The organism is Mesorhizobium sp. B1-1-8, from assembly GCF_006442795.2.
In the GTDB taxonomy this organism is placed as follows: domain Bacteria; phylum Pseudomonadota; class Alphaproteobacteria; order Rhizobiales; family Rhizobiaceae; genus Mesorhizobium.
Genome location: NZ_CP083956.1, coordinates 348,063 through 372,913, shown reverse-complemented (window position 1 = coordinate 372,913; position 24,851 = coordinate 348,063). Strand labels below are relative to the sequence as shown.

The 24,851-nt window shown below is 63.5% G+C and carries 22 protein-coding genes; 3 read left to right on the top strand and 19 right to left on the bottom strand.

Features of this window, described 5'->3' with window-relative positions; genetic code table 11:
- Positions 1-53: 53 nt before the first annotated feature.
- The 5 genes from FJ974_RS01690 to FJ974_RS01670 all read right to left on the bottom strand — a co-directional run bounded on the left by FJ974_RS01690 (position 54) and on the right by FJ974_RS01670 (position 6,574).
- Entirely contained in the window at positions 54-1,166 is a 1,113-nt protein-coding gene (locus FJ974_RS01690) for an ABC transporter ATP-binding protein (RefSeq protein WP_140531455.1), read from the bottom strand.
- A 32-nt stretch (positions 1,167-1,198) separates the two neighbouring features.
- Complete coding sequence (locus FJ974_RS01685) at positions 1,199-2,863, bottom strand: alpha-glucosidase (RefSeq protein ID WP_140531458.1); 1,665 nt, start codon at positions 2,861-2,863, stop codon at positions 1,199-1,201.
- Between the two features lie 3 nt (positions 2,864-2,866).
- Positions 2,867-4,021, bottom strand: a complete 1,155-nt coding sequence (locus FJ974_RS01680; RefSeq protein ID WP_140531460.1) for a carbohydrate ABC transporter permease — start codon at positions 4,019-4,021, stop codon at positions 2,867-2,869.
- Position 4,022: 1 nt separating this feature from the next.
- Positions 4,023-5,036, bottom strand: a complete 1,014-nt coding sequence (locus FJ974_RS01675; protein WP_140531463.1) for a carbohydrate ABC transporter permease — start codon at positions 5,034-5,036, stop codon at positions 4,023-4,025.
- A 182-nt stretch (positions 5,037-5,218) separates the two neighbouring features.
- Positions 5,219-6,574, bottom strand: coding sequence for an ABC transporter substrate-binding protein (locus FJ974_RS01670; RefSeq protein ID WP_140531466.1), 1,356 nt, complete (start codon positions 6,572-6,574; stop codon positions 5,219-5,221).
- Positions 6,575-6,937: 363 nt separating this feature from the next.
- Between FJ974_RS01670 and FJ974_RS01665 the strand changes: the two genes are divergently transcribed.
- Complete coding sequence (locus FJ974_RS01665; RefSeq protein WP_140531468.1) at positions 6,938-7,960, top strand: LacI family DNA-binding transcriptional regulator; 1,023 nt, start codon at positions 6,938-6,940, stop codon at positions 7,958-7,960.
- 55 nt (positions 7,961-8,015) lie between these two features.
- On the opposite strand, the gene FJ974_RS01660 is transcribed toward FJ974_RS01665, so the two are convergent.
- The 10 genes from FJ974_RS01660 to FJ974_RS01615 form a co-directional block, all read right to left on the bottom strand.
- A complete protein-coding gene (locus tag FJ974_RS01660; RefSeq protein WP_140531471.1) occupies positions 8,016-9,461 on the bottom strand; it encodes an adenylate/guanylate cyclase domain-containing protein in 1,446 nt (481 codons plus the stop codon).
- Between the two features lie 81 nt (positions 9,462-9,542).
- Positions 9,543-10,997 (bottom strand): S8 family serine peptidase, encoded by a 1,455-nt coding sequence (locus tag FJ974_RS01655; RefSeq protein WP_140531474.1) that lies wholly within the window; start codon positions 10,995-10,997, stop codon positions 9,543-9,545.
- Positions 10,987-11,655, bottom strand: a complete 669-nt coding sequence (locus FJ974_RS01650; RefSeq protein ID WP_140531476.1) for an anti-sigma factor — start codon at positions 11,653-11,655, stop codon at positions 10,987-10,989. The genes FJ974_RS01655 and FJ974_RS01650 overlap by 11 nt, the downstream gene beginning before the upstream one ends.
- A complete protein-coding gene (locus FJ974_RS01645; RefSeq protein WP_140531479.1) occupies positions 11,652-12,218 on the bottom strand; it encodes a sigma-70 family RNA polymerase sigma factor in 567 nt (188 codons plus the stop codon). The genes FJ974_RS01650 and FJ974_RS01645 overlap by 4 nt, the downstream gene beginning before the upstream one ends.
- 122 nt (positions 12,219-12,340) lie before the next feature.
- Complete coding sequence (locus FJ974_RS01640; protein WP_140531482.1) at positions 12,341-13,180, bottom strand: alkaline phosphatase family protein; 840 nt, start codon at positions 13,178-13,180, stop codon at positions 12,341-12,343.
- An 82-nt stretch (positions 13,181-13,262) separates the two neighbouring features.
- The gene (locus FJ974_RS01635; RefSeq protein WP_140531484.1) at positions 13,263-14,918 is read right to left on the bottom strand and encodes an ABC transporter ATP-binding protein; all 1,656 of its coding nucleotides are present in this window, start codon (positions 14,916-14,918) and stop codon (positions 13,263-13,265) included.
- Positions 14,918-15,745 carry an ABC transporter permease gene (locus FJ974_RS01630; protein WP_140531487.1) on the bottom strand — a complete coding sequence of 276 codons (828 nt, stop codon included), beginning with the start codon at positions 15,743-15,745 and terminating at the stop codon, positions 14,918-14,920. Before FJ974_RS01630 ends, FJ974_RS01635 begins: the two co-directional genes overlap by 1 nt.
- An 11-nt stretch (positions 15,746-15,756) precedes the next feature.
- A complete protein-coding gene (locus FJ974_RS01625) occupies positions 15,757-16,716 on the bottom strand; it encodes an ABC transporter permease (protein ID WP_140531490.1) in 960 nt (319 codons plus the stop codon).
- Positions 16,717-16,732: 16 nt separating this feature from the next.
- Positions 16,733-18,319 (bottom strand): ABC transporter substrate-binding protein, encoded by a 1,587-nt coding sequence (locus FJ974_RS01620; protein WP_140531493.1) that lies wholly within the window; start codon positions 18,317-18,319, stop codon positions 16,733-16,735.
- Between the two features lie 148 nt (positions 18,320-18,467).
- On the bottom strand, positions 18,468-20,453 hold the full coding sequence (locus tag FJ974_RS01615; protein ID WP_140531496.1) for a CocE/NonD family hydrolase: 1,986 nt from the start codon (positions 20,451-20,453) through the stop codon (positions 18,468-18,470).
- 182 nt (positions 20,454-20,635) lie between these two features.
- On the opposite strand from FJ974_RS01615, the gene FJ974_RS01610 reads away from it, so the two are divergent.
- Together FJ974_RS01610 and FJ974_RS01605 are read left to right on the top strand one after the other, a co-directional pair.
- Entirely contained in the window at positions 20,636-20,890 is a 255-nt protein-coding gene (locus FJ974_RS01610; RefSeq protein ID WP_140531499.1) for a BrnT family toxin, read from the top strand.
- Positions 20,877-21,188 (top strand): BrnA antitoxin family protein, encoded by a 312-nt coding sequence (locus tag FJ974_RS01605; protein ID WP_140531501.1) that lies wholly within the window; start codon positions 20,877-20,879, stop codon positions 21,186-21,188. Before FJ974_RS01610 ends, FJ974_RS01605 begins: the two co-directional genes overlap by 14 nt.
- A gap of 10 nt (positions 21,189-21,198) precedes the next feature.
- Here the strand turns inward: FJ974_RS01605 and FJ974_RS01600 are convergent, their stop codons facing one another.
- The 4 genes from FJ974_RS01600 to puuE form a co-directional block, all read right to left on the bottom strand.
- On the bottom strand, positions 21,199-21,792 hold the full coding sequence (locus tag FJ974_RS01600) for a nucleoside deaminase (protein WP_140531504.1): 594 nt from the start codon (positions 21,790-21,792) through the stop codon (positions 21,199-21,201).
- A 16-nt stretch (positions 21,793-21,808) separates the two neighbouring features.
- A complete protein-coding gene (locus FJ974_RS01595) occupies positions 21,809-22,300 on the bottom strand; it encodes an ureidoglycolate lyase (protein WP_140531507.1) in 492 nt (163 codons plus the stop codon).
- On the bottom strand, positions 22,297-23,157 hold the full coding sequence (locus FJ974_RS01590) for a bifunctional allantoicase/(S)-ureidoglycine aminohydrolase (protein ID WP_140531509.1): 861 nt from the start codon (positions 23,155-23,157) through the stop codon (positions 22,297-22,299). The genes FJ974_RS01595 and FJ974_RS01590 overlap by 4 nt, the downstream gene beginning before the upstream one ends.
- Positions 23,158-23,257: 100 nt before the next feature.
- On the bottom strand, positions 23,258-24,682 hold the full coding sequence (gene puuE / locus FJ974_RS01585; RefSeq protein ID WP_140531512.1) for an allantoinase PuuE: 1,425 nt from the start codon (positions 24,680-24,682) through the stop codon (positions 23,258-23,260).
- Positions 24,683-24,851 lie beyond the last annotated feature (169 nt).

Genomic DNA, 24,851 nt, shown 5'->3' with positions numbered 1-24,851 from the left:
TAGCCGGACTTACGTCTGCCTTCAGCCAGCGAAGCAGCCGGAACCAGTCAGCGTCAGGCCGCCTTCGCCTCCTCGCGATGCAGCGTGAAGGAGTGGCCGTCGGCATCGAAGATATGAAGGTCGCCGGCACTGGCATTCAGCCGCAACGTCTCGCCGCGCTTGACCTCGACATTGCCCGGCAGCTTCGTCACCAGCGGCAGGTCGGCGCGGCCGATATCGACATAGACCAGCTGCACCTCGCCAAGCTGCTCGACATAGTCCACCTTGCCTTCGAACAGATAGTCCGTGCCGGTGGCGATCGCCAGATCCTCGGGCCGCACGCCAAAACTCACTGCCGCTCCGTTCGCCGAGGCAGGCGTCGCGATCGGCACCGTAGCCTTGCGGCCGCCGACATGGCTGACCACAGTCGGATTGCCGGCCTTTTCGATCTTGGCCGGCAGGATGTTCATCGCCGGTGAGCCGATGAACTGGGCGACGAACAGATTGCCGGGCCGCTTGTAGAGCTCCATCGGCGTGCCGACCTGCTCGATATGGCCTTCCTTGAGCACGACGATGCGGTCGGCCAGCGTCATCGCCTCCACCTGGTCGTGGGTGACGTAGATCATCGTCGTGTTCGGCATCGATTCCTTCAGCTTCGCGATCTCGATGCGGGTGGCGACGCGCAGTGCCGCATCGAGGTTCGACAGTGGCTCGTCGAACAGGAACACTTTCGGATTGCGCACGATGGCGCGGCCGATGGCGACGCGCTGCCGCTGCCCGCCCGACATCGCCTTGGGCAGGCGGTCGAGATATTTGGTCAATTGCAGGATTTCCGCCGCCTGCCGCACCCGCTTGTCGATCTCGGTCTTGCTTTCCTTGCCGATTTTCATCGAGAAGGCCATGTTGTCGTAGACGGTCATATGCGGATAGAGCGCGTAGGACTGGAACACCATGGCGATGCCCCGCTTCGACGGCGGCACGTCGTTCACCACCTCGCCGTCGATCTTGAGCTCGCCCGAGGTGATCTCCTCCAGCCCGGCGATCGAGCGCAGCAAGGTCGACTTGCCGCAGCCCGACGGCCCGACAAAGACGATGAACTCGCCCGATTTGATGTCGAGGTCGATGCCGTGAAGAATGTTGAGGTTGCCGTATGATTTCTTCACCTGTCTCAGCGTGACATCGGCCATGATTTTGTCCTCCCAGTGAATTTCCGTTGCATTCAGTCGATGCGCCCGAACCAGGCACCATAGCCGCCCAAGCGGACAGGTCCGGAGCCAGTCTGTCCCGAAAAGCCATGACCCGGCAAGGGCTGCAGCGAGCCCTGGCCGAGATCGACATCGGCGGGCTTGCTGCCGAGATTGAAGACGCAGGCGATGCGCTCATTGCCCTCGCGGCGCGTGAAGGCGACGGTGTCGCCATCGCTTTCGATGAAATCGATGTCGCCCTTGGCCAGCGCCGGATGCTGGCGCCGGAAAGCGAGAAAGCGCCGGTAGTGCTCGAGCAGCGAGCTTGGATCGCTCTGCTGCACGTTGACCGCTTGCGACAGGTGCTTGCCCGGCACCGGCAGCCAGGGCTTCGCGGTCGAGAAGCCGCCATTCTTGGCGGCGGCGTCCCACACCATCGGCGTGCGGCAGCCGTCGCGACCCTTGAATTCGGGCCAGAAGCGGATGCCATAGGGGTCCTGCAGGTCCTCGAACTTGAGGTCGGCTTCGCTAAGGCCGAGCTCCTCGCCCTGATAGAGGCAGACCGAGCCGCGCAGCGACATCAGCAGCGCCGAGATCACCTTGAGGTAGGCGGTCGGGTCGGCCTCGTTGGCCGCCCAGCGCGAGGCGGGGCGCATGACGTCGTGGTTGGAGAAGGCCCAGCACGACCAGCCGTCGCTGGCGACCTTGCCGAAGGCTTCCAGCACCGCGCGCACCTTGGCGGCGCTGATCTTCTCGGGCGCCAGGAAGTCGAAGGAATAGCACATGTGCACGCGCTTGCCGGCGGCGGTATAGGCCGCCACCACTTCCAGCCCGCGCTGCGAATCGCCGACTTCGCCGACCGCCGCCTGCGCCGGATATTCGTCGAGCAGCGCGCGGAAGCGCTCGAGGAAGCCGAGATTCTCCGGCCGGCTCTTGTCGTAGATATGGTCCTGGTAGTTGTAGGGATTGACCGCGGGTGCGGTCTGGTCGTTGCGCTCTTCCGGCGGCAGCGGCGGGTTGTCCTCCAGCCCCTGGCTGTGGAAATAGAAATTGATGGTATCGAGACGGAAGCCGTCGACGCCGCGCTCCAGCCAGAAGCGGGTGACGTCGAGCAGCGCGTCCTGGACTTTCACGTTGTGGAAGTTGAGGTCCGGCTGCTCGGCCAGGAAATTGTGCATGTAATATTGCTGGCGGCTGGTGTCCCACTGCCAGGCCGAGCCGCCGAAGATCGACAGCCAGTTGTTGGGCGGCGTGCCGTCGGGCCTGGCGTCCGCCCAGACATACCAGTCGGCTTTAGGATTGCTCCGGCTGGAGCGGCTTTCCTTGAACCAGGGGTGGATGTCGGCGGTGTGCGACAGCACCTCGTCGATCATCACCTTGAGGCCGAGCTGGTGCGCTTCCTTCACCAGCGCGTCGAAATCGGCGAGCGTGCCGAACATCGGATCGACGTCGCAATAGTCCGACACGTCGTAGCCGAAATCCTTCATCGGCGATTTGAAGAAGGGCGAGATCCAGATCGCGTCGACGCCGAGCGAGGCGATGTAGGGCAGGCGCCGCACAATGCCTTTGAGGTCGCCGATGCCGTCGCCATTCGAGTCCTGATAGGAACGCGGATATATCTGGTAGATCACCGCGCCCCGCCACCAGTCGCGGTCGACGGCGGGGTCCGGTCTCGAACTTGGCTTCAAAGCCGATAGCATTTCTCAACCTCCTTTGACCGAGCCGGCAAGCAGCCCGCGGACGAAATAGCGCTGCAGCGAGAAGAACACGATCAGCGGCACGATGATGGTGACGAAGGCCGATGTCGTGAGGATCTCCCAGTCGCCGCCGCGCGAGCCGAGCAGCGCATTGAGCTTGGCCGTCAGCACGATCTGATCGGCCTCCGTGCCGAGGAAAACCATCGCCACCAGGAGATCGTTCCAAACCCACAGGAACTGGAAGATGGCGAAAGAGGCGAGCACCGGGAAGGACAGCGGCAGCACGATCTTGACGAAGATCTCGAAATCGCTGGCGCCGTCGATGCGGGCCGATTCCATGATCTCGCGCGGCAGGCCGGCAATGTAGCTGCGCAGCAGATAGATGGCGAAGGGCAGGCCGAAGCCGGTATGCGCCAGCCAGATGCCGAGATAGGTCTTCGACGGCACGCCGAAAAAGCTGCCGACGCCGTTGTAGAGCTTGAGCAGCGGGATCAGCGACATCTGCAGCGGCACCACCAACAGGCCGATAATGACGGCGATCAGCAGGGCGCGGCCGGGAAAGCGCATCCAGGCCAGCGCATAGGCCGCGAAGGCTGCGATCAGGATCGGGATGACGGTCGAGGGAATAGTCACGGTCAGCGAGTTCATGAAGGAGCGTCCGATGCCTTCCGAGAACAGCACGGTCTGGTAATTGTCGGCGGTGAATTTCGGCGGCGCCGAGGACGCGAAATAGACGCGCTGGCCGCGGTCGCCCTCAAAGGCTTTCGGCGAAGCAAGCACGAAGCTGCCGTCGGCGTTGACCTGCAGGGTGACGCCGTCGCCGAGATCGGCCGTCGAGCCTGCCGGATACTGCGTCGGCGCGGACGATTTGACGCCGAAGGCGCTGATGTCGCGCTTGGCGCCGTTGCCGAAGACGTTGCCCTCGATGACGTATTTGCCGTCCTTCTGTGTTTGCGCCGAGGCGGCGGGCAGTCGTCCGGCTTCCGTCTGGCTGGAACTGGCGAAGGAATTCCACCAGCCCGAAGCGATGATCTGGTCCTTGTCGCGCAGCGACGAGACCAGGATGCCCAGCGTCGGCACGGTCCAGATCGCCACGAAGACGAGCACCGCGATGTGGACGCCGAAGCGGCTGGCGAAGGAGTTTCCGGTGGCGACGGCCATCTCAGTGCCCTCCGGTCTCTTTGTTGGCCTGGCGGATGTTCCAGACCATGATCGGAATGACCGCGATCATGATGATGATGGCGATCGTGGCGCCCCGGCCGAAATCGCCGCCGCCGCGGAACATCCAGTTGAACATCAAATTGGCCAGCACCTGGCTGTTCCACTGGCCGTTGGTCATGGTCAGCACGATGTCGAACACCTTCAGCACCAGGATGGTGATGGTGGTCCAGACCACGGCGATGGTGCCCCAGATCTGCGGCACCATGATCTTCCAGAAGATCTGGAACGGGTTGGCGCCGTCGATGACTGCCGCTTCCAGCGTCTCTTCCGGAATGCCGCGCAGCGCCGACGACAGGATCACCATGGCAAAGCCGGTCTGGATCCAGATCAGGATGACCATCAGAAAGAAATTGTTCCAGAACGGTATGGATATCCAGACCTGCGGCTGGCCGCCGAAATACTGGATGATGGCGTTGAGCAGGCCGATCTGTGTCTGGCCGTCGCCGCGATACTCGTAGATGAATTTCCAGATCACGCTGGCGCCGACGAAGGAGATGGCCAGTGGCAGGAAGATCAGGCTCTTGGCGATCGTGCCCCACCAGATCTTGTCGGTGAGCACGGCGATGATCAGGCCAAGGAAGGTGCAGGCCGCCGGCGCCACCGCCAGCCAGACGATGTTGTTGAGGATCGAGCTGTGGAGCTCGCGATCGCCGAACGCCCATTCGTAATTGGCAAGGCCGACGAAGCTTGCGCCGCCGCGGTCGAGGAATGAGAGCCGCAGCGTTTCGATGACCGGATAGATCAGGTAGATGGTGAGGATGATCATCGCCGGGCCGACGAACAGCCATGGCCGCACCAGCCCCTGCCGGCGCAGATTGTCGATTGCCGCAGCACCCTTGACGCCGCGCGAGGGGAAGATGAGGTCGAGCGCTTTGTTGGCGCCCCAGAAATAGGCGACGCAGCCGCCGACGCCGATGATGATGACGAAAATGGCCGAGAAAATCTGAGCCGCCATGGGTCCCTCTCTCCCTGCGCATGACCGGCCAGACAATTCTGGCGATCGGACGCACCGATTTTTGATTATTCGGAACAAGCGAACGCAAAAGGCTTCCGGCGTGCGCCGTTGGGATCCGGGCCGTGTGGCCCGGATCCGGTATGAAGATCAGAAAGGTCTAGCGAGGAACCGCAACCGGCTGCCTATTTGATCGCATCCCAACTCTTCTGGATGTCGGTGGCGACATCCTGCGCGGACTTGCCGCCGACCAGGTCGATCATGCCGGTCCAGAACGAGCCGGCGCCGATCTTGCCGGGCATCAGGTCCGAGCCGTCGAAGCGGAAGGTCGAGGCGTTGGCCAGGATTTCGCCCTGCTTCTTCAGCGAGTCGCTGGCATAGGCTTCCTTGTTGACCGACTTGAACGGTGTCACGAAACCGCCTTGCGCCATCCAGATTTCGTGTGCCAGCGGCATCTTAAGGAATTCGATGAAGGCGCGCGCCGCTTTGGAATCCTTGGTGATCATGGCAAAGGTACCGGCGCCGAGCACCGGCGTGCCGAGATCGGGCTTGGAAGCATAGGGCGGGAAGTAGAAGAAGTCGGCGTCCTGGCCGATCTTGGTGCCCTGCGGGAAGAAGGTCGGGATGAACGATGCCTGCTTGTGCAGGTAGCACTTCGGCGGCACCGAGAAGAGCCCCTTCGGGCTGTCGCGGAAGTCGGTCGCCGCGACCGCCTTGGCGCCGCCGTCGACCATCTTGTCGTCGGTCGCGATCTTGCCGAAGGTATCGATGGCGTTGACCACGGCCGGATCGTTGAACGGGATCTCGTTCTTCACCCATTTGTCGTAGACGTCGGGCGTCTGGGTGCGCAGCATGATGTCTTCGACCCAGTCGGTCGCCGGCCAGCCGGTGGCGCCGCCAGAGCCGAGCCCGATGCACCAGGGCGTGCCGCCGTCGGCGATGATCTTCTTCTCGAGGTCGGCAAGCTCTTCCTGCGTCTTCGGCACCTTGTAACCGGCTTCCTGGAAATTGTCCGGCGAATACCAGACCAGCGATTTCACGTCGGCCTTGTAGGGGAAGGCGAAGAAGCCAGGCTTGCCGTCCTTGTCCTTGAAGGTGCCGAGGTCGACCCAGGACTGGCCGGCGCCGTAATTGTCCTTGATCCATTTGACGGTGTCGTCGCCGAGCGGGGTCAAAAGGCCCTTGGAAGCGAGGTCCTGGATGAGCCCCGGCTGCGGCAGCACGGCGATGTTGGGCGGGCTGCCCGCCTGGGTGTCGATGACGATCTGTTGCTCATAATTTTCCGACGAGGAATATTTGATCTCGGCGCCGGTGGCTTCCTGGAAATATTCGAGAACCGTTCGCACCAGGCCTTCGTCCTCGCCGCGCCACGGCCCGAAAATGGTCAGCGTCTCGCCCTTGAGGTCGACCTTTTTGAGGTCGTCGTAATTCGCCCAGTGGAAGCGCGGGTCCTCGCCCGGCTTGAACTTCAGCTCGGCTTGCGCCGGCAGGCTAAGGGTGAGCGCGGCAAACGCGGCACCCAGCAGAAGCATTCTCTTCATAGCTATTCCTCCCAGTGGTCACAAATTGCCGGACGGAACCTCCATTCCGCCCGCCGGCGCCGCAGGACTGTGACTCAGCGAGAAGGGAACCGCAACCTTTCGTAGAGTCTTCCAAAGCGCTTTGGGTTTTCCGATCTCGCCATTGAATTGCGGGAGAGTCAAGAGCGAGGGGAACTGCCCGATTTAGTTTCTGCTCCAAACTTGAGGCAAGGCGCGCCGCAGGGGTGTTTTTTATGGTTATATATAACAATTCTGCTTCAAAGTGATCTCCGTCACCTCTATGGTCCGCATAGTGCGGCTGTGTCACCAGCCGGTCATCGGATCGATTCAAATTGAAAGCGCTTTGAGGCTTGGAGGCCTCTGGTGAACCTCAAACAGCTCTCTCATATGCTGTCGTTGTCGCAGACCACGGTGAGCCGGGCGCTGAACGGCTATCCCGAGGTCAACGAGGAAACGCGGCGGCGGGTGATGGATGCCGCCAAGCGCCATGGCTACCGGCCGAACCCCAGCGCGCGGCGGCTGGCCACCGGCAAGTCGGGCATGATCGGCTACGTGCTGCCCACCGGCAATGCCGTCGACATCGATCCGCACTTCGTCGAGTTCCTCTCCGGTCTCGGCGACTATGCTCGCTCGCACGATCTCGACCTCGTGCTGTCGCCGGCCGACGCCGACGACCAGGAAACGACCTACCGGCGCATCGTCGCCAACCGGCAGGTCGATGCCGTCTACGTCTCCTCACCGCGTCCGTCCGACCGGCGGCTGACGCTTGTCAACACGCTGGGCATTCCGTTCATCGTCCACGGCCGCAGCGACGGCCTCGATTTCGATTATCCCTATGTCGATATCGACAATGAGGGCGCCTTCCATGAAGCGGCGCGGCTGCTCGTCCAGCTCGGCCACAAGCGGCTGGCGCTGATCAACGGCGACGACCGCGAGACCTTCGCCATCCACCGCGAGTGCGGCATGCGCCGCGCGCTCGCCGCAAGCGGCCTGACGCTTGGCGAGCGCCACATCTGCTCGCTGACCATGACCGAGGAAAACGGCTACCGTGCCGCCAGGCGCCTGCTCGAACAGGACGAACCGCCGACCGCGATCGCCTGCTCGAGTTTGATCATGGCGCTCGGCGTCGTGCGCGCCGTCCGCGATCTCGGCCTGACCATTCCGGGCGATTTGTCGCTGGTTGCCCATGACGACGTCTTCCCCTGGCTGCGGCCGGAGAACTTTCCGGTGCCGCTGTCGACGACGCGCTCGTCGATCCGCCTCGCCGGCGCCCGCGTCGCCGAGCGCCTTGCAGCGCGCATATCGGGGCTGGAAGAAGGGGCGCGAGGCGAGGTCTGGCCGGTCGACCTGGTGGTCAGAGGTTCGGTCGCCGGGGCACCCGCGTAGAGATCAAAACTCAATCGCTCCGAGCGACGTGGTAAGCCGTGGCACCAGATTGTGTCTATCCCCGCGTAATGCGATAGACAGTTGCATTCCCCTCCACACCCCGAAGAGGCGCGTCAAAAGCCACGACATGATGGCCGGCAAGCCTTTCGCGGACCCCGGAAGCGGAATAGAGCGCCTCGGAAATGCAGACCTGTCCGGCTTCTGCCAGGGATTGCACGCGCGCGGCGACATTCACGGTTTGGCCGAAATAGTCGAGGTTGTCGTTGAGCGTCACGGCGATCGACGGTCCACAATGGGCACCGATCTTGAGGATGATCCCCGGCCCGTCATGGTCGCCGTTGAAGCGATCGATTTCTTCAAAGATGTGGAGTGCAGCCGAAATCGCATCCGACGGCTGCGAAAATGCAGCCATCACCGCATCCCCGATTGTCTTGACCACCGCTCCGGAATGTTGCTGAACCGCCGCGTTGACCAGGGCGAAATGCTCGCGGACCAGAGCATAGGCGTTGAGGTCGCCCAGACGCTCATACATGGCGGTCGAACCCTTGAGGTCCGTGAACAGGAAGGTGATCTGCCGGATGCCGAGCCCCTCCTTCTCGTCGACACGTTCGGACCGGAAGAGCTGACGGAAGGTTTGCCGCGCAAGCAGCGCTCCACCGGAAACATAAGGGTCGAAATCGAGTGCCGGCTTGGTCGTCAGCGCGACGAGCTCCGGCGGCCAGTTGATGACAAGCAAGGACCCTCGTACCGGCCCCTTATTCGCTACCTCGATGACAATCGGACCAGGCGGCACAGCGGGCAACGCCGGCAAGAAGCGTCTGCCGTCATAATCGATCTTCAGAAGTGTCGGCGCCAGCACCGGATCGCCTGAGACCGGCACAGCGAATGCGGCCTGCGTCTGTACGTTGACGCCCGCAAGGGCGCCCGGTCCCAGGTCGGCGCGGAGCACTGTGGTGGTGCCGGGCGGCAGAAACGTCATGCCGCGTACGAAGCCGCGCAGAACGTCGAGAAAGCGAACGTCCTGGCCCGGCAGCCGCGCGTCATGTCCGAAGTGGAGCTTCCAGTGGAAATCCTCGACGGAGAGCGTCTCGGGATCGTGGTACGGCAGGCGTCGTAACTTTGGCGATATCGAGAAGGTGACCTCGATGAAGTCGTCGAGGTCGGTGTCGCCCGATACGTCGCACAGGCCACAGACATAGTGGGTCTTCAGCGTGCGCAGGGCACCGAAACTGTCGAGCACCATCCCGGACTGGGGACAGAGCACATCCCAGCTCATCTCGAACAAGCCACAGCGGGCGGCATGAAGGAAGAGGTCGATGGCTTCAGGCTCGGCGATTGCGCGGTCGCGAGCAAAGGCCAGCGGATTAACGCGATAGAGTGAGTGGTCGTCGGCGCTCTTGATCAGCGTCTCGAATTTCGAGATGACGCGTGGGCTCCAGGCTCGCGCCTGCTCCACCTTGGTCATCTTGCTTTCGAGCAGACGATCGTCGACTACCGTCACGCCGGATCCTCAACCTTGCCTCGCGACAGCCTACTAAAAAACCAGTGCGATGCGAATGGGTTGAATTCCTCGTCTAAAAACTCACTCCTTCGCCGCCGCTGCCGCCTTGATATCCAGCAGCCCGTAGCCGAAGTCATTGTCTCGCCCTTTCGGGCCGAGATCCCTGGCTGTTGTGGCGAGCGCCTTCTCGATGTCGTCGGCTGAGCGATCGGGCGCGGCGTGGATCAGATTGGCGATGGCGCCGCTGACGATCGCGGCGGCGAAGGAGGTGCCGGTCACCACATCGGAGCCGGCACCGCTCGGCGCCACCATCTCGACGCCGGGTGCGGAGAGGAAGACATAAGCGCCGCGATTGGCCTGCGGCATCAGCGCGTCCTTGGCGTCGGTGGCGGTGACAGCGATGACGCCGTCGAAGGCGGCCGGGTAGCCATAGGGCGCCTTCGGTCCGTTGTTGCCGGCAGCGGCGACCAGCACCATACCGAGCGCGCGCGCATTGCGGCAAGCGGTGCCCAGCAACTCGTTCTTCGGGCCGACGAAGCTCATATTGATGATGCGCACGTCCTGTTCCGCCGCCCAGTCGAGCGCCGACAGGATAACGTCCATGGTCGACTTGCCGCCTTCGAAGGCGCGCGCGTGATAGATCATTGCACCCGGCGCCATGCCTTCCAGCGGGCCGACGCCGGCGATCAGGCCGTCGACCGAGGTGCCGTGGTCGCGCTTTTCGATCGGCACGTTCGGCATGGCGTCGAACTGTGCGGCGATCACGCCCTTCAGCGCCGGGTTGGTGTCGTCGATGCCGGTGTCGATGACGGCGACACGCACATTCTCGCCGCTCGCGTTCTTGGAATCGAGCGCGATGCGGTCGAAGGCATAGTTCACGATGCCGGCGGCCTGCTGCAGCGAATAGATGTGGTTCGGCTCGCGCCGCTGCGTGCGGCCGTCGGCTGCCAATTGCGCCAGCACGACGCCGACCGGCCGCCCGTCCGGAATGCCGTAGCGTACCAGCGTGGTGCCGAGCAGCCGCGACTGGCGCTGCGAGCGCACCTGAAGGCCGAAGGAATTGGCGATCTGCTGCACCGCGCCGGCGTCGCCGTTCACCGTCACCAGCACCTCGTCGGGCACGAACTCGCCGCTGATCGCGCGCGGCGGCGCGGCGAGATTGAGACCGTTGGGCACCGTGACAGGTCCGCTCGGCGCTGGCGCGGGTGTCGGCGTGTTGGCGGGACTGGTCGGCGGCGACGTCCCACTCGGGGGTGCCGGCGCTGCTGGACCGGCCGGCGGGTTCGGGAACAGGTCGACGATCAGCGCCGGCAGGAACACCGCGCCGCCGCCGACAGTCGTGCCCGCGCCGGGCGTGCCACCATCGTTTCTGGCGCCGCTGTCCTTGTCGCAATCGGCGCCGGCCGCCGTTTTGCCATTGAGGCAGTCAATCTGCTTCTGCGATAGATTCGGGTCGTTGGTCTGCGCAAACGCAGGCGCGGCGATAAAGGTCGCAGCAAGCATTGCCGCATGAAGCATGACCGCCTTAGTCGCCATCGACCGGTTTCCTCCCCTGCATCACAGCCTCCGCGAAAGGCTGGGTGGCAATAAGGCCGACAAGCTTGTCGTAATCGGCCGCGGTGCTCGCCGGAACGGTCACATGAAAGACACCATCGGCGGTCGGCCCGCCGGCGATCTTCAGTCCGTTCTGGCCAAGGAAGGCGGCGATGTCCGACATCTTCGCATCCGGCTTGAACTTGACCAGCGCGAACGGCAGCTTCGCCAGCTCGTCTTCCTGCCCTGCCACCTGGAAATCATTGCCCTTGCCGCCCGGCTGCTCGAAGGACTGCACCACGACCAGCGCAAGCAGCACTGCTGCCGCCGCCCAGGCGAAGCCGGCCGGTATCGCCCCCAGCCGGCCGAAGGCCTGCGCCAGCCATGACTGGCCGGCCGGTTCGCGCACCGGCCTGGCCTCGGCGTCGAGCGCCTTGACGAAGCGGCTCAGCGCATCGGCGGGCGGGCGGATCGCCTCGTTGGCGGCCGCCGTGCCGGAAAACTCGGCTTCGGCCTCGTCAAGGGCGGCAAGCGCGGCCGGGTCCGACGCCAGCCATTCTTCGATGGCTTCCAGCTCGGCGCCTTCCAGCGAGCCGTTCAGGTAGAACGGCAGCAGCGTTTCCATCGCGTCGCGGCGCGACATCTTTTCAGCGGCGCTCATGGCCACCCCCTGTCGTAACCGGCGGCCTTGAGGGCCTCGCCGAGTTTCTTGCGGGCGTAGAACATCCTGGTCTTTACGGTCGCCACCGGAATGTCGAGCACCTCGCCGATCTCGGTCACCGACTGTCCGTGGTAATAGGCAAGATCGATCACCGTGCGGTGCTCTTCCGGCAAGGCGTTGATCATGCGGCGCAAGGCGGCGGCCTTGTCTTCCTTCATGGTGACGACTTCCGGCGTGTCGGCGCCGTCGGGAACTTGCGCCGCATCGTCGTCGTCGATCCAGTCTTCCTTCTTCTTGCGCAGCATCGACAGCGCCTTGAAACGGGCGATGCCGAGCAGCCATGTCGAGACTTCCGAGCGTCCCTCGAAGCCGGGCGCCTGCCGCCACAGCTCCAGAAAGACCTCGTTCGCGATATCGTCGGCCATCATTTCCGATCCCGTCTGGCGCGCCACGAAGCGGTAGATCCGCGCGTGGTGACGCATGAACAGGAGCCGCACGGCGGCCCGGTCGCCCTTCGCGACCCGGTCGACAAGCGCGCGGTCAGTTTCCGTCGCCGCGGTCATCGCCGGTCGAGCCGCCTGGCTCCTGCCTGTTCAGTCGCTGAACGGTCCAAAAAGGTTCATCCTCCGCCAAGGAATTTGTGGAGGCTAACCGAAGAGCGCGGCGGTTGCCAGAGGCGCGCCGATCACCCCAGGAACGACTTCGCCGTCATCGTCGCGGGGATGGGCACGCCAAGCCGGCTCAGCACCGTCGGCGCCAGCTGCAGCTGGTCGAGCAGCGTATCGGCCTCGGGGCCGTCGCCTTGTCCGAAATAATAGAGCGCAAAATCCTGCATCTCATCGTCATGTCCGCCGTGATGGCCGCGGTTCGTCTGGCCGTGATCGGCGGTGACGATCACTTCGTATCCGGCTTGCCGCCAGCCCGGCAGGAAGGCGGCGAGCATCCCGTCCATGGCGTAGCAGGCATGGTCCATCTCGATGCAGTCGTGGCCGAAGCGGTGGCCCATCGAATCCAGCGTGCAGGTATGCAGGATGCCGTAGTCGATGCTGTGGCGCCTGGTCAGCATGGTCAGCGTCGCGAACAGGTCGACGTCGCTCGGCGTCATCTGGTTCCTGGCATTGTATCCGGTCATGGTGTGGAAGCGGCCATGCGTAATCGGCCCGTCCGGCTCGTCGAACTCCATGTCCTCGACCACGTCGAACAGGAAGCTGCGGAAGAATTCCGACCAGTAGGAATGGGTAACCGCGCCGGTCTTGCCGCCGGCCTTGCTGATCTCCGAGAAGATGTCCGGCTGCTCGGCCCGAAACCGGTTCTCGTTGGAAAGAATGCCATGCACCTGCGGCGAGACGCCGGTGTGGATCGAGGCGTAGCAGCAGGCCGAGGTCGATGGCAGCACCGAGCGCATTTTCCAGACCTGCGCCTCGCCGGACTGCACCCAGCCCTCGAGATTGCCCATCAGCCGGCGCCAGTTCCGGTAAGGCACGCCGTCGAGGATGATGAGCAGCAGTTTGGATTTGAGCGCCACGAGCGGCTCCATAGGGTTCTGCAGAAGGAGACGGCGTCGGGGAGGCCACGGCCAGGTCCCAAATGCGCGGGAAAGAGGCGTCCTAATTGCCGGCGCTTGCCATGCGCCGGCCCTTGATCGCCTTCTCCAGCCAGCCGATCTCCATTTCGGGAACCGACGACAGCAGAAGGTCGGTGTAGGCGTCGAAGGGCGGCGTCAGCACCTTGCTCTTGGCGCCATAGCGCACCACCTCGCCGCGATACATCACCGCGATCGAATCGGCGATCGACTTCACCGCCGCGAGATCATGGGTGATGAACAGATAAGCGACCTTCTCGTGCTGCTGCAGGTTCAAGAGCAGCTTGAGGATGCCGTGGGCCACCAGCGGATCGAGCGCCGAGGTCACCTCGTCGCAGATGATCAGCTTCGGCTTGGCGGCGAGCGAGCGGGCGATGCAGACGCGCTGCTTCTGGCCGCCCGACAGCTCGGCCGGATAGCGGTCGATGAAGCCCTTGCCCATCTCGATCTCGTCGAGCAGTTCGGCGACACGCCTGTCGCGCTCGCGGCCCTTCATGCCGAAATAGAACTCCAGCGGCCGGCCGATGATGGTGCCCACCGTCTGGCGCGGGTTCATCGCCACATCGGCCATCTGGTAGATCATCTGCAGCTGGCGCAGATCCTCCTTCGGCCGGTCCGCAAGCCGGTTGGCCAGCGGCCGCCCGTCGAAGGTCACCGTGCCCTGTTCGGGCGGCAGCAGGCCGGTGATGGCGCGCGCCAGCGTCGATTTGCCGGAGCCGGACTCGCCGACCACGGCCAGCGTCTGAGCCGGGTATATATCGACCGAGACGTTCTTCAGCACCTTGATGTGGCCGCCGCCATAAGCGGCGGTGACATTCTTGACCGACAGGAATGGCGCGTTGCCGGGCTTCTGCTCCTGGTGCTCGATCTCATGCACCGACACCAGCGCGTTGGTGTATTCCTGGCGCGGTTCCTTGATGATCTGACGGGTGCCGCCCCATTCGACCAGCCGGCCGTGGCGCAGCACCATGATCTCGTCCGCCACCTGCGCGACGACGGCAAGGTCGTGGGTGATATAGAGGGCCGCCACATGCGTGTCGCGGATAGCGTCCTTGATCGCCGCCAGCACGTCGATCTGCGTTGTCACGTCGAGCGCCGTGGTCGGCTCGTCGAAGACGATGAGGTCCGGCTCCGAGCACAGCGCCATCGCCGTCATAACGCGCTGCAATTGGCCGCCCGAGACCTGGTGCGGGAAGCGCTCGCCGATGGTTTCGGGGTTGGGCAGGCTGAGCTTCTTGAACAGCGCGACGGCGCGTTTCTCGGCCTCGGCGCGGGTCGCCGTGCCGTGCAGCAGCGTCGCCTCCACCACCTGGTCCATCAGCCGGTGCGCCGGATTGAAGGCGGCCGCCGCCGATTGCGCGACATAGCACACCTCGCGGCCGCGCAGCTTGCGGAACCCCTCCTTGCCGCCCTTCAGGATGTCGCGGCCGTTGAGAATGACCTCGCCGCCGGTGATGCGCACGCCGCCGCGGCCATAGCCCATCGACGACAGGCCGATGGTCGACTTGCCGGCGCCGGATTCGCCGATCAGGCCGAGCACCTTGCCCTTTTCCAGCGTCAGCGAGACGTCGTGGACGAGGGTGATGGTCTTCGGCGCCTCGCCGGGCGGATAGACCGTCGCCTCGATGCGTAGATTGCGGATGTCGAGCAGCAGGCCGGAGTTCGCTTTTGTGTCAGCCATCAGCCGCGTCCTCCCTTGAGACTCGTCGTGCGGTTGAGCACCCAGTCGGCGACAAGGTTGACCGAGATCGCAAGTGCTGCGATCGCCGCCGCCGGGATGAGCGCTGCGGGAATGCCGAAGACGATGCCGTCCTTGTTTTCCTTCACCATGCCGCCCCAGTCGGCATCCGGCGGCTGCACGCCAAGGCCGAGGAAGGAGAGCGTCGACAGGAACAGCACCGCGTAGATGAAGCGCAGGCCGAGTTCCGAGACCAGCGGCGACAACGCGTTGGGCAGGATCTCGCGGAAGATGATCCAGCCCTTGCCTTCGCCGCGCAGCTTCGCCGCCTCGACATAGTCCATGACGTTGATGTCGACGGCGACGGCGCGCGACAGGCGATAGACGCGGGTCGAATCGAGAATGCCCATCACCAGGATAAGCGTCACCAGATTGGAGGGCAGCACCGACAGCACGACGAGGCCCATGATCAGCGTCGGGATCGACATCAGGAGGTCGACGAGGCGCGACAGGATGGTGTCGAACCAGCCGCCGAACACCGCCGCAGAAAAGCCGAGAATGGCGCCGAGCGAGAAGGACAGCGCGGTCGCAAGCACCGCGATGAACAGCGTGATTCGGGCGCCGTAGATCATGCGCGATAAGAGATCACGGCCGAGATTGTCGGTGCCCAGCCAGTGTGCCGCCGACATCACGTCCCAGGGAACCTCGCTCACAATCTCGGCATTGCCGTAGGGTGCGATCAGTGGCGCGAAGACCGCCGCCAGCACGAACAGCGTCGTCAGCACGATGCCGACCAGCGCCGCGACGGGGATGCGTCTGATATCGAGCATATCTGCCGCCCCTATTTCGGATGCCTGAGCCGCGGATTGGCGACAATCGCCGCGATGTCCGCGATGATGTTCAAGCTGATATAGACCGCCGCGAAGATCAGGCCGACCGCTTGCACCACGGGTACATCGCGCTTGGTGACGTGATCGACCAGATATTGCCCCATGCCCGGATAGACGAAGATCACCTCGACGACGACGACGCCGACGACGAGATAGGCAAGGTTGAGCATGACGACGTTGATGATCGGCGCGATCGCGTTCGGGAAGGCATGCTTGCGGATGACCGAGAAGGCCGACAGCCCCTTGAGCTCGGCGGTCTCGACATAGGCCGATTGCATGACGTTAAGGATCGCCGCGCGCGTCATGCGCATCATATGGGCGAGCACCACCAGTGTCAGCGCGGTCGCCGGCAGGACAATCGCCTGCAAGCGCTCGCCAAACGACATGCCCTCATAGACGGTGGAGATGGCCGGGAAGATCTGCCATTTGACCGCGAAGAAATACACCAGCAGATAGCCGATGAAGAATTCCGGGAAGGAAGTCGAGGCGAGCGCCAGGCCGGAGATCAGCTTGTCGACCCAGCCATTGCGGTAGCGCACGGCGATCAGGCCGAGGATGATCGCCAGCGGAATGGCCACGATCGCCGCCCAGAAGGCAAGGAACAGCGTGTTCCACAGCCGCTCCTTGATCGATGTCGCTATGTCCTGCCCGCTCGACATGGCGGTGCCTAGATCGCCGGTCAGCACGCCGCCCAGCCAATGGAAGTAGCGGATATAGGCCGGGTCGTTGAGCCCGAGCTGCTCGCGCAGATTGGCGAGCGACTCCGGCGTCGCCGATTGTCCGAGGATGGCTTGCGCGACGTCGCCGGGCAGGATCTGGGTGCCGGCGAAGATCAGGACCGAAACGGCCAGCAATAGGAGGACGCCCAGCGCAATGCGCTGGGCCACCAGTTTCACGATGGGTGCGGACATAAGCGCAAGGCCGGGCTCAGGCTTCGAGCCAGCACTTCGCCAAAGCGTAGCCGTTGCACAGCTCCTGGTGCGGATCCTCCACCCAGCCGGCGACCTTCGGCCCGGTGGCATCGATGAACTGGTTGAACATCGGCAGGATCAGGCCGCCCTCGTCGCGCACCATGACCGCCATGTCGTGGTACATCTGCTTGCGCTTGGCCTCGTCGAGCTCAGCGCGCGCCGCCAGCACCATCTTGTCGAAATCCGGGCGCTTGAAACGCGTGTCGTTCCAGTCGGCGCTCGACAGATAGGCGGTCGAGTACATCTGGTCCTGAGTCGAGCGGCCACCCCAATAGGACGCGCAGAAGGGCTGCTTGTTCCAGACCTCGTTCCAATACCCGTCGCCGGGCTCGCGCTTGATCTCCAGCTTGATGCCGGCCTTGGCCGCGCTCTGCTGATAGAGCTGCGCGGCATCGACGGCGCCGGGGAAGGCGACATCCGAGGTCCTGAGCAGGATCGAGCCGTCATGGCCCGACTTCTTGTAATGGAACTTGGCCTTGTCCGGATCGTATTTGCGCTGCTCGATCTCGGTGAACAGCGGGTAGGACGCATTGATCGGGAAGTCGTTGCCGAGCGAGCCGTAGCCGCGCAGCACCTTGTTCAGCATCTCCTCACGGTTGATCGCCAGCTTCAGCGCCATCCTGAGGTCGTTGTTGTCGAACGGCGCCGTGTTGCAATGCATGATGAACACGTAGTGGCCGGGACCGGAGTGGTTGCGGATGGTGACGCCCGGCACGCGCTTGATGAGATCGACGATCTTCGGCTCGACTCGGTTGATCATGTTGACCTGGCCGCCCTGCAGGGCCGCCGTGCGCGCCGTCGCGTCGTTGATGACGACCACTTCGATCTGGTCGGCATGGCCCATCTTGTCGCCCTGCCAGTAATTGGCGAAACGCTCGCCGACATGGCGCACCCCGGGCTCGTTGACCTTGACCTTGTAGGGTCCGGCCGAGATGCCGGCATCGGGCTTGTCCTTGCCGCCGTTCGGCTGGACGATCAGGTGGTAATCGCTGAGCAGGTAGGGAAGGTCGGCGTTCGGCTCCTTCAGCGTCAGCACCACTTCCTTGCCGCTCGCCTTGATCGTCTCGATGCCCTTCATATAGCCCAGCGCGCCGGACTTCGACTTCTCGTCCGAATGGCGCTCGAGCGTGGCGGCGACGTCTTCGGCGGTCACCGTCTTGCCGTTGTGGAATTCGATGCCGTCGCGGATCTTCAGCGTCCATACCTTGGCGTCGTCCGACGAGCCGATCTCCTCGGCGATACGGTTCTCGAGTTTGCCCTCCGGCGACAGTTCGACGATCATTTCGCCCCAGCACTTGCCGAAAGCGAAGGGCACTTGCGTCATCATCAGCGCAGGATCGAGGCTGTTGGTGGATTCACCGCCGACCAGGCCGGCCTTCAGTGTACCGCCCTTGACCGGGCCGGCGGCGCGGGCAGCGCTGGAAAGCAGAGAATTGGCAAAGGGCGCGGTTACGCCGAGCGCAGCGGCACGGCCAAGGAAGTCGCGACGGCTGAGCTTGCCGGCGACAACGCGACGGCTGAGATAGTCCAGTTCATTTGTCATTATGGGTTCCTCACTCTGATGGTCCGACCTTATGGTCGTTTCTGCTTATTGGAGGAGATAATGACCGTAAGGGAAAGCTGTAAGCAAGACCGAATGCGACATGCCGTGGCGTAAATGGCGCGTCGCATTTGGACCAATCCGTTACCGATCAGACGAAGGCGCGGGGAATCGCCTGCTCGAAATCGCGTTCGAAGACCAAGGTACCGCCTTCATAGGCCTCGATTCTGGCGCTGACGATGAAGTTCTGCGCATCGCAGCGCATGTCGGCAAAGGTCTCGGTCCGCACCGACCACTCGTTTCGCGAAAATGTCTGCGTCCAATGGGTGCTGCCTGTGGCGGACAGCGGATCGTCGGGATGAATCGCCCAGCTCTCTTTGACCATGCTGCCGTGGACAAGCCCGTGCTCGAGGTCGCGCACCTCGCCGAAGTCATCTGTGATAGAAAGCGTGACGACGCCGGTCTTTTCGTTGCGGTCGATATGCCGCTCGGAGCTGGCGGGCCTGGTCGTCTCGGCAGCCCAGGGAGCGGCAGCTTCCGGTTCGGGGAAGGAAACCTCGTTGCCTTTCGCCAGCGGGCGCAGCGGCAGCTTCAGTGTCGCCCTCGACAATTCGAGGCGGACCGGCTCGGGCGACGGCCAGATCATCGGCCAGTAGGCATTGGAAACAGCGATCCGCAGCCGGTGGCCGGCCGGTACCCGATAGGCGCACTGGTCGAGCACGACACGCGCCGAAACCGTCTCGCCGGGCACCACCGCTTCCGGGAATTCGTGCGAGTTGCGGTGGGTCAGGTTGAGCACGCCGTAGGCGATCAGCTCCGAGGCGCCGTCGGGATGCACGTCGCACAGCCTGACCGCGATGTTGGCCTGGCGCCGATCGGAGGCAACCCGGACCTCGACCTCCGGCGCGCCGACGATGTCGATCGCCTGGCCGAGCTCAGGCTGGTCGAAGCACATGGAAAACGCATCGTCGGGACGCTGGTCGCCCGGCAATTCCGGCCCGAAGGTGAACGGAAAATACTCGCCGCCGGCAAGCCCGCAGCTTTGCGGGGAGGCGACGATCGCGGGCTTGGCGCCATCAGCGATAAGCTCGATTTCGCTGTTCCTGATGTCGGGCGACGGCCATTGCTGTTCGGCCACCCAGCGGCCCGGCCGCTCCGGATGCCAGCGCGCCGGCCGCACGCTGTCCATCACATAGGCGCGGTAGGCGGGATCGGCCTCGACGCCGGTCTCGATGCCCTTCAGCCAGCGGTCCCACCAGCGCAAGGCCTCCTGCAGGAAGCCGATGGCCGGTTGGGGCGCCGCATAGTGCGGGTATTTGTGGATCCACGGGCCGACGATGCCTTTGACCGGCGACTGGATATTGGCGACGAGATGCGAGATCGTGTTGCGGTAGCCGTCATGCCAGCCGCCGATCGACAGCACCGCGGCCTGAACAGCCGAAAAATCCTCGCAGATCGAGCCGCGCTTCCAATAGGCGTCGCGATGCTGATGACTGAGCCAGAGCGGCAGAAGAAAGGGCTGGTTCTCCAGCCGGCTGAGCCACAAATCGCGCCAGCGATTGCCGCCGGCGATCAGCGGATCCGGTGGCCGCGACGAATAGGACAGCATCGTCGAGGCCCAGCCGAAATTCTCGAGCAGCAGGCAGCCGCCCTTATAGTGGATGTCGTCGGCATAGCGATCGACGGTCGAGCACAGGCTGATCACCGCCTTCAGCGCCGGCGGCTGCTTGGCCGCCACCTGCAGGCAGTTGAAGCCGCCCCAGGAAATCCCCATCATGCCGACATTGCCGTTGCACCATGGCTGCGCCGCCGCCCAGGCGATGACGTCGCAGGCGTCCTGCAATTCCTGCTCGGAATATTCGTCGTCCATCAGCCCTTCGGAATCGCCGTTGCCGCGCATGTCGACGCGGATCGAGGCGTAGCCGTGCCCGGCGAAATAAGGATGCGTCAGCTGATCGCGGAAAATGGTGCCGTCACGCTTGCGGTAGGGCAGATGCTCGATGATCGCCGGCACTGGGTCGTCCGACGCGTCCTCCGGCATCCAGACCCGCGCCGACAGCCGGCAGCCGTCCGGCATGACGATGCCCACATCAGGAAATTCGACGATCTTGCGGGGAAATTCGGTGACGGTTTTCATGGCGGGCATAACGCCCCGCGGCGGCCCGACTTTCAATCGCCATTCGCGACTGGAGCATCAAAAAATGCGACCTGGGTCGTTAGTGAGCGCATCCTCCACTATCCGCTTCTCTTGCATCCCCGATTAATTTATGTATTACGTTTATTTAAATGGCCCGACGCATACATAGTGGATGATCTCGCCTGAAAATCGTTTGGGATGAGCCAAAACGGGTGACGAACCTCGAAAACCGGGGTCTCGACTTCGCCGATCTCGACATCGAGTTTTTTGCCACGTCAATCGTCCTCCCGGCCAAGGCCGGCCGGCTCAAGGCGGTTGGAGAATTTGGAGAGGTCATTCTCGCCGTGATCTTCAAGCCGCTTGGTTCCGAAGCTATCTCGGTGATCTCGATGCGTCATGCCAGCCGAAAGGAAAGGTCCGTGTATGAGCAACGCTAAGTCACACATTCGGCGGCTTACTGATGCCGAGGAAGCAGAAATTCAAAGACAGATTGCTGCCGATCCCGAGGACGGAGATGCGACCGACGAACAGCTGACTCAAGCCAAGTCCTTCGCAGAAGCGCTCCCGGAGCTTTTCGAGAGCATACGGCGTTCCCGTGGCCGGCCGGCCCTGGAAAAACCAAAGCAAGTCGTCTCCATCCGCCTGGACCAGGACGTCGTCAGGAAATTCAAGGCGACCGGCAAAGGCTGGCAGGCAAGGATAAATGAAGTGCTGAAAAACGCGAAGGTAAGGTAGGCAATCCGCGTCAGTTCAGCGGAATGTCGTTCTCCGCCTTGCTTGCCTGATAGGCGTCCGACAGCTCGTCATAGCGCGCCGCAATCCTGCCGATCCTCGCCTCCAGCCGCTTGCGCTCAGCCTCGGGCAAAGCCCTGACCAGCCTGCGTATGGAAAAGCTGTTCCAATAAGCGTTCTCGGCATTGTAGCCGCCTGGATCCAGTGTGAACACCTCCTTCAGGATTTTCAGATCATGCGGGATGGCGAATGAATCTCGCGAATCCTCGTGGCTGAAGAGGTAGTAGAAATTGTCGAAACCGGTCCAGGTGATCGCCGACAAACAGAGCGAGCAGGGCTCGTGCGTGGCCAGGAACAGCGCATCCTTGGTGTCGACACGCTCGGCCTTCGGCATCTCGTAAAAGCGCTTCAGGCAATGCACCTCGCCATGCCAGAGCGGGTTTTCGATCTCGTTGTTGGTTTCGGCCAGCACCAGCGAGCGATCGTCCTTCCTGAGGATCGCGGCGCCGAACAATTTGTTGCCGTGAGAAACGCCTTCAGCCGTCTTCGGCACGATATCGTGCTCGATCACGTCGAGCAGGCGGTCGATCAGCGAAATGTCGGTCATGGGAAATCGAAAGCTCTTAGGGAAGGTGGATTTCATAAGGATGCGAGAAATGGCACTCCTCGAGGTTGGAGCCCTCGCCACCGCGGTCGACAATCAGGAAATCCTGCTCCTCGCCGATCGGCGTCAGCACGCCGTGCCAGAGGTTGCGGCGGTAATTGATGCCCTGGCCTGGCGCGGTGATGAAGGCATGCGGCTCGCCAGGACCGTCCTTGGTGTCATGGCAGACGACGACCAGGAACGGGCGCGGCGACAGCGGGATGAAGGCCTGGCTGCCGAACGGATGGCGCTCGACCATAGTAAGCTTCAGCGGCATCTCGTAGGGCGTGCCGCGCACCATCGAGATCAGCACCTTTGCGTTCGGCCCGATGGCCTCGGCGGTGGCGAGGTCGTGGTAGCGCATCGCCTTGCCGCCATTGATCGGATAGTGATTGTCGCCGCCCATATCGATGACATCGCCGAAAGGCGCGAAATTTTCCCGCGTTAATGGCCGGGCAACGACGCGGGTCACCGCGCGCGGCCCCCGAGATGGCCGCCCAGCTTGGCGTGCCGGTTGACGTCCTTGTAGAGCAGATAGCGGAATTTGCCGGGGCCGCCGGCATAGCAGGCCTGCGGGCAGAAGGCGCGCAGCCACATGTAGTCGCCGGCCTCGACCTCGACCCAGTCCTGGTTGAGCCGGTAGACGGCCTTGCCTTCCAGCACATAGAGCCCGTGCTCCATGACGTGCGTCTCGGCGAAGGGGATGACCGCGCCCGGTTCCAGCGTGACGATGGTGACGTGCATGTCGTGGCGCATGTCGGCCGGATCGACGAAGCGCGTCGTCGCCCAGCGGCCTTCGGTGCCCGGCATCGCGTTCGGCGCCACCTGCTGCTCGTTGGTGAAGAAGGCTTCCGGCGCGTCGAGGCCATCCACCGCCTCATAGGCTTTGCGGATCCAGTGGAAGCGGACGGCCGAGCCACTCTCGTTGCGAACCGTCCAGCCGCTCGCCGGCGGCAGGAAGGCGAAGCCACCGGGGGCAAGCACGTGTTTTTTGCCGGCAAGCGAAACGCTGAGCTCGCCCTCGACCACGAACAGCACGCCCTCGGCGCCTTCATCCGGCTCCGGCCGGTCGCTGCCGCCGCCCGGCTCGACCTCGACGATGTATTGCGAGAAGGTCTCGGCGAAGCCCGAAAGCGGCCTTGCGATGATCCACACCCTGGTCTTGTCCCAGAACGGCAGCGCGCTTGTCACGATGTCCTGCATCACGCCTTTGGGGATGACGGCATAGGCCTCGGTGAAGACTGCGCGGCCGGTCAAGAGCTCGCTCTGGCCGGGGTGGCCGCCATGCGGGGCGTAGTAGGTTCGCTCGGGCGTCTTGATCATATCCATGGGGTTCCTGGCTCTCAAAGCAATTCCAGGAAAAGTGTGAAGCGGTTAGGTTCGGCGACTTCGCCGTGGCCTTCCGTCCGGAATTGCGTAAAAACAAACATTAGAGTGGCAGCATGTCTTTCAGCCGAAGCAGCGCGATGCGCTCGACCTGTTTGCAGGCGGTTTCGAATTCGGCGCCGCGGCTGTTGCCGATGCGCGCCTCGAATTCCGCCAGGATCTCGTCTTTTGTCTTGCCCTTGACCGCAATGATGAAGGGAAAGCCGAAGGTGGTGACATAGGCGGCGTTGAGCTTTGAGAACAGCTCGCGCTCCTTGTCGGTCAGCGCATCGAGCCCGGCCGAGGCCTGCTCCTTGGTCGATTCCGCCGTCAGCCGCTTGGCCTTGGCCAGCTTGCCGGCAAGATCGGGATGGGCGTTGAGCACCGAGAGCCGCTCGGCCTCCGTCGCCGCGCGGAAGATACGGCAAAGCGCGTTGTGCAGCCCGCCGGCGCTGTCATGCGCCGGGCCGAGCTCCAGCTCAAAGGCGCGCTCGGCAATCCACGGCGAGTGTTCGAACACGCCGCCGAAGGCATGCACGAATTCTTGGAACTCCATCCTGGAGGGGCGTAGCGCCGGCGCCTGGTAGGGATGCGTTTCGCGCCAGTGTTTCGCGATGTCGATGCGCCGAGCCAGCCACACCTTGTCGTGCGACTTCACATAGTCGATGAAGCGCTTCAGGGCCGCCACGCGGCCGGGACGGCCGACCAGCCGGCAGTGCAGGCCGATATTCATCATGCGCGGCCGCCCCGCCTTGCCCTCGGCACAGAGGGTATCGAAACTGTCCTTCAGATAGGCGAAGAACTGGTCGCCCGAATTGAACCCTTGCGGCGTTGCAAAGCGCATGTCGTTGGCGTCGAGAGTATAGGGAATGATGAGCTGCGGCGTCTCCAGCCCCTCGCGGTCGAGCCAGTAGGGCAGCTCATCGTCATAGGTGTCGGAGACGTAGTCGAAGCCACCTTCCTCGGCGACGAGCCGCACCGTGTTGACCGAAGTGCGGCCGGTGTACCAGCCGGTCGGCCGCGCGCCAGTCACCTCATAGTGCAGCCGGATCGCCGCTTCGAGATCGCGCCGCTCGTCCTCCGCCCCGTGGTCGCGGTAGTCGATCCATTTCAGCCCATGCGAGGCGATCTCCCAGCCGGCCTCCTGCATCGCCGCGACCTGATCGGGCGAGCGCGCCAGCGCGGTGGCGACACCGTAGCAGGTCACCGGCACTCCGGCTTCGGTGAACAGCCGGTGGAGCCGCCAGAAGCCGGCCCGCGCGCCATATTCATAGATCGATTCCATGTTCCAGTGGCGCTGGCCGAGCCAGGGCGCCGCACCGACGATCTCGGAGAGAAAGGCTTCCGAGGCCTTGTCGCCGTGCAGCACGCAATTCTCGCCGCCTTCTTCATAATTGACGACGAACTGCACCGCGATATGCGCGCCGCCGGGCCATTTCGGGTCCGGCGGATTTGCCCCGTAACCGCGCATGTCCCGTTCGTAACGCATTGCCGCTCCTGCCCGATGGTTGATGTGAGGATATCGAAAGGAGTGCCCGCGCATTCCCCCGAAAATTTTTGAAAGTGCTTTTTGTCCCACTCCGCTCGACCGGGACTTATGCATGGCCTTTAATGAGCGCACAATTGACTTGAAAATGTCGGACAGTACCGGCCAATCG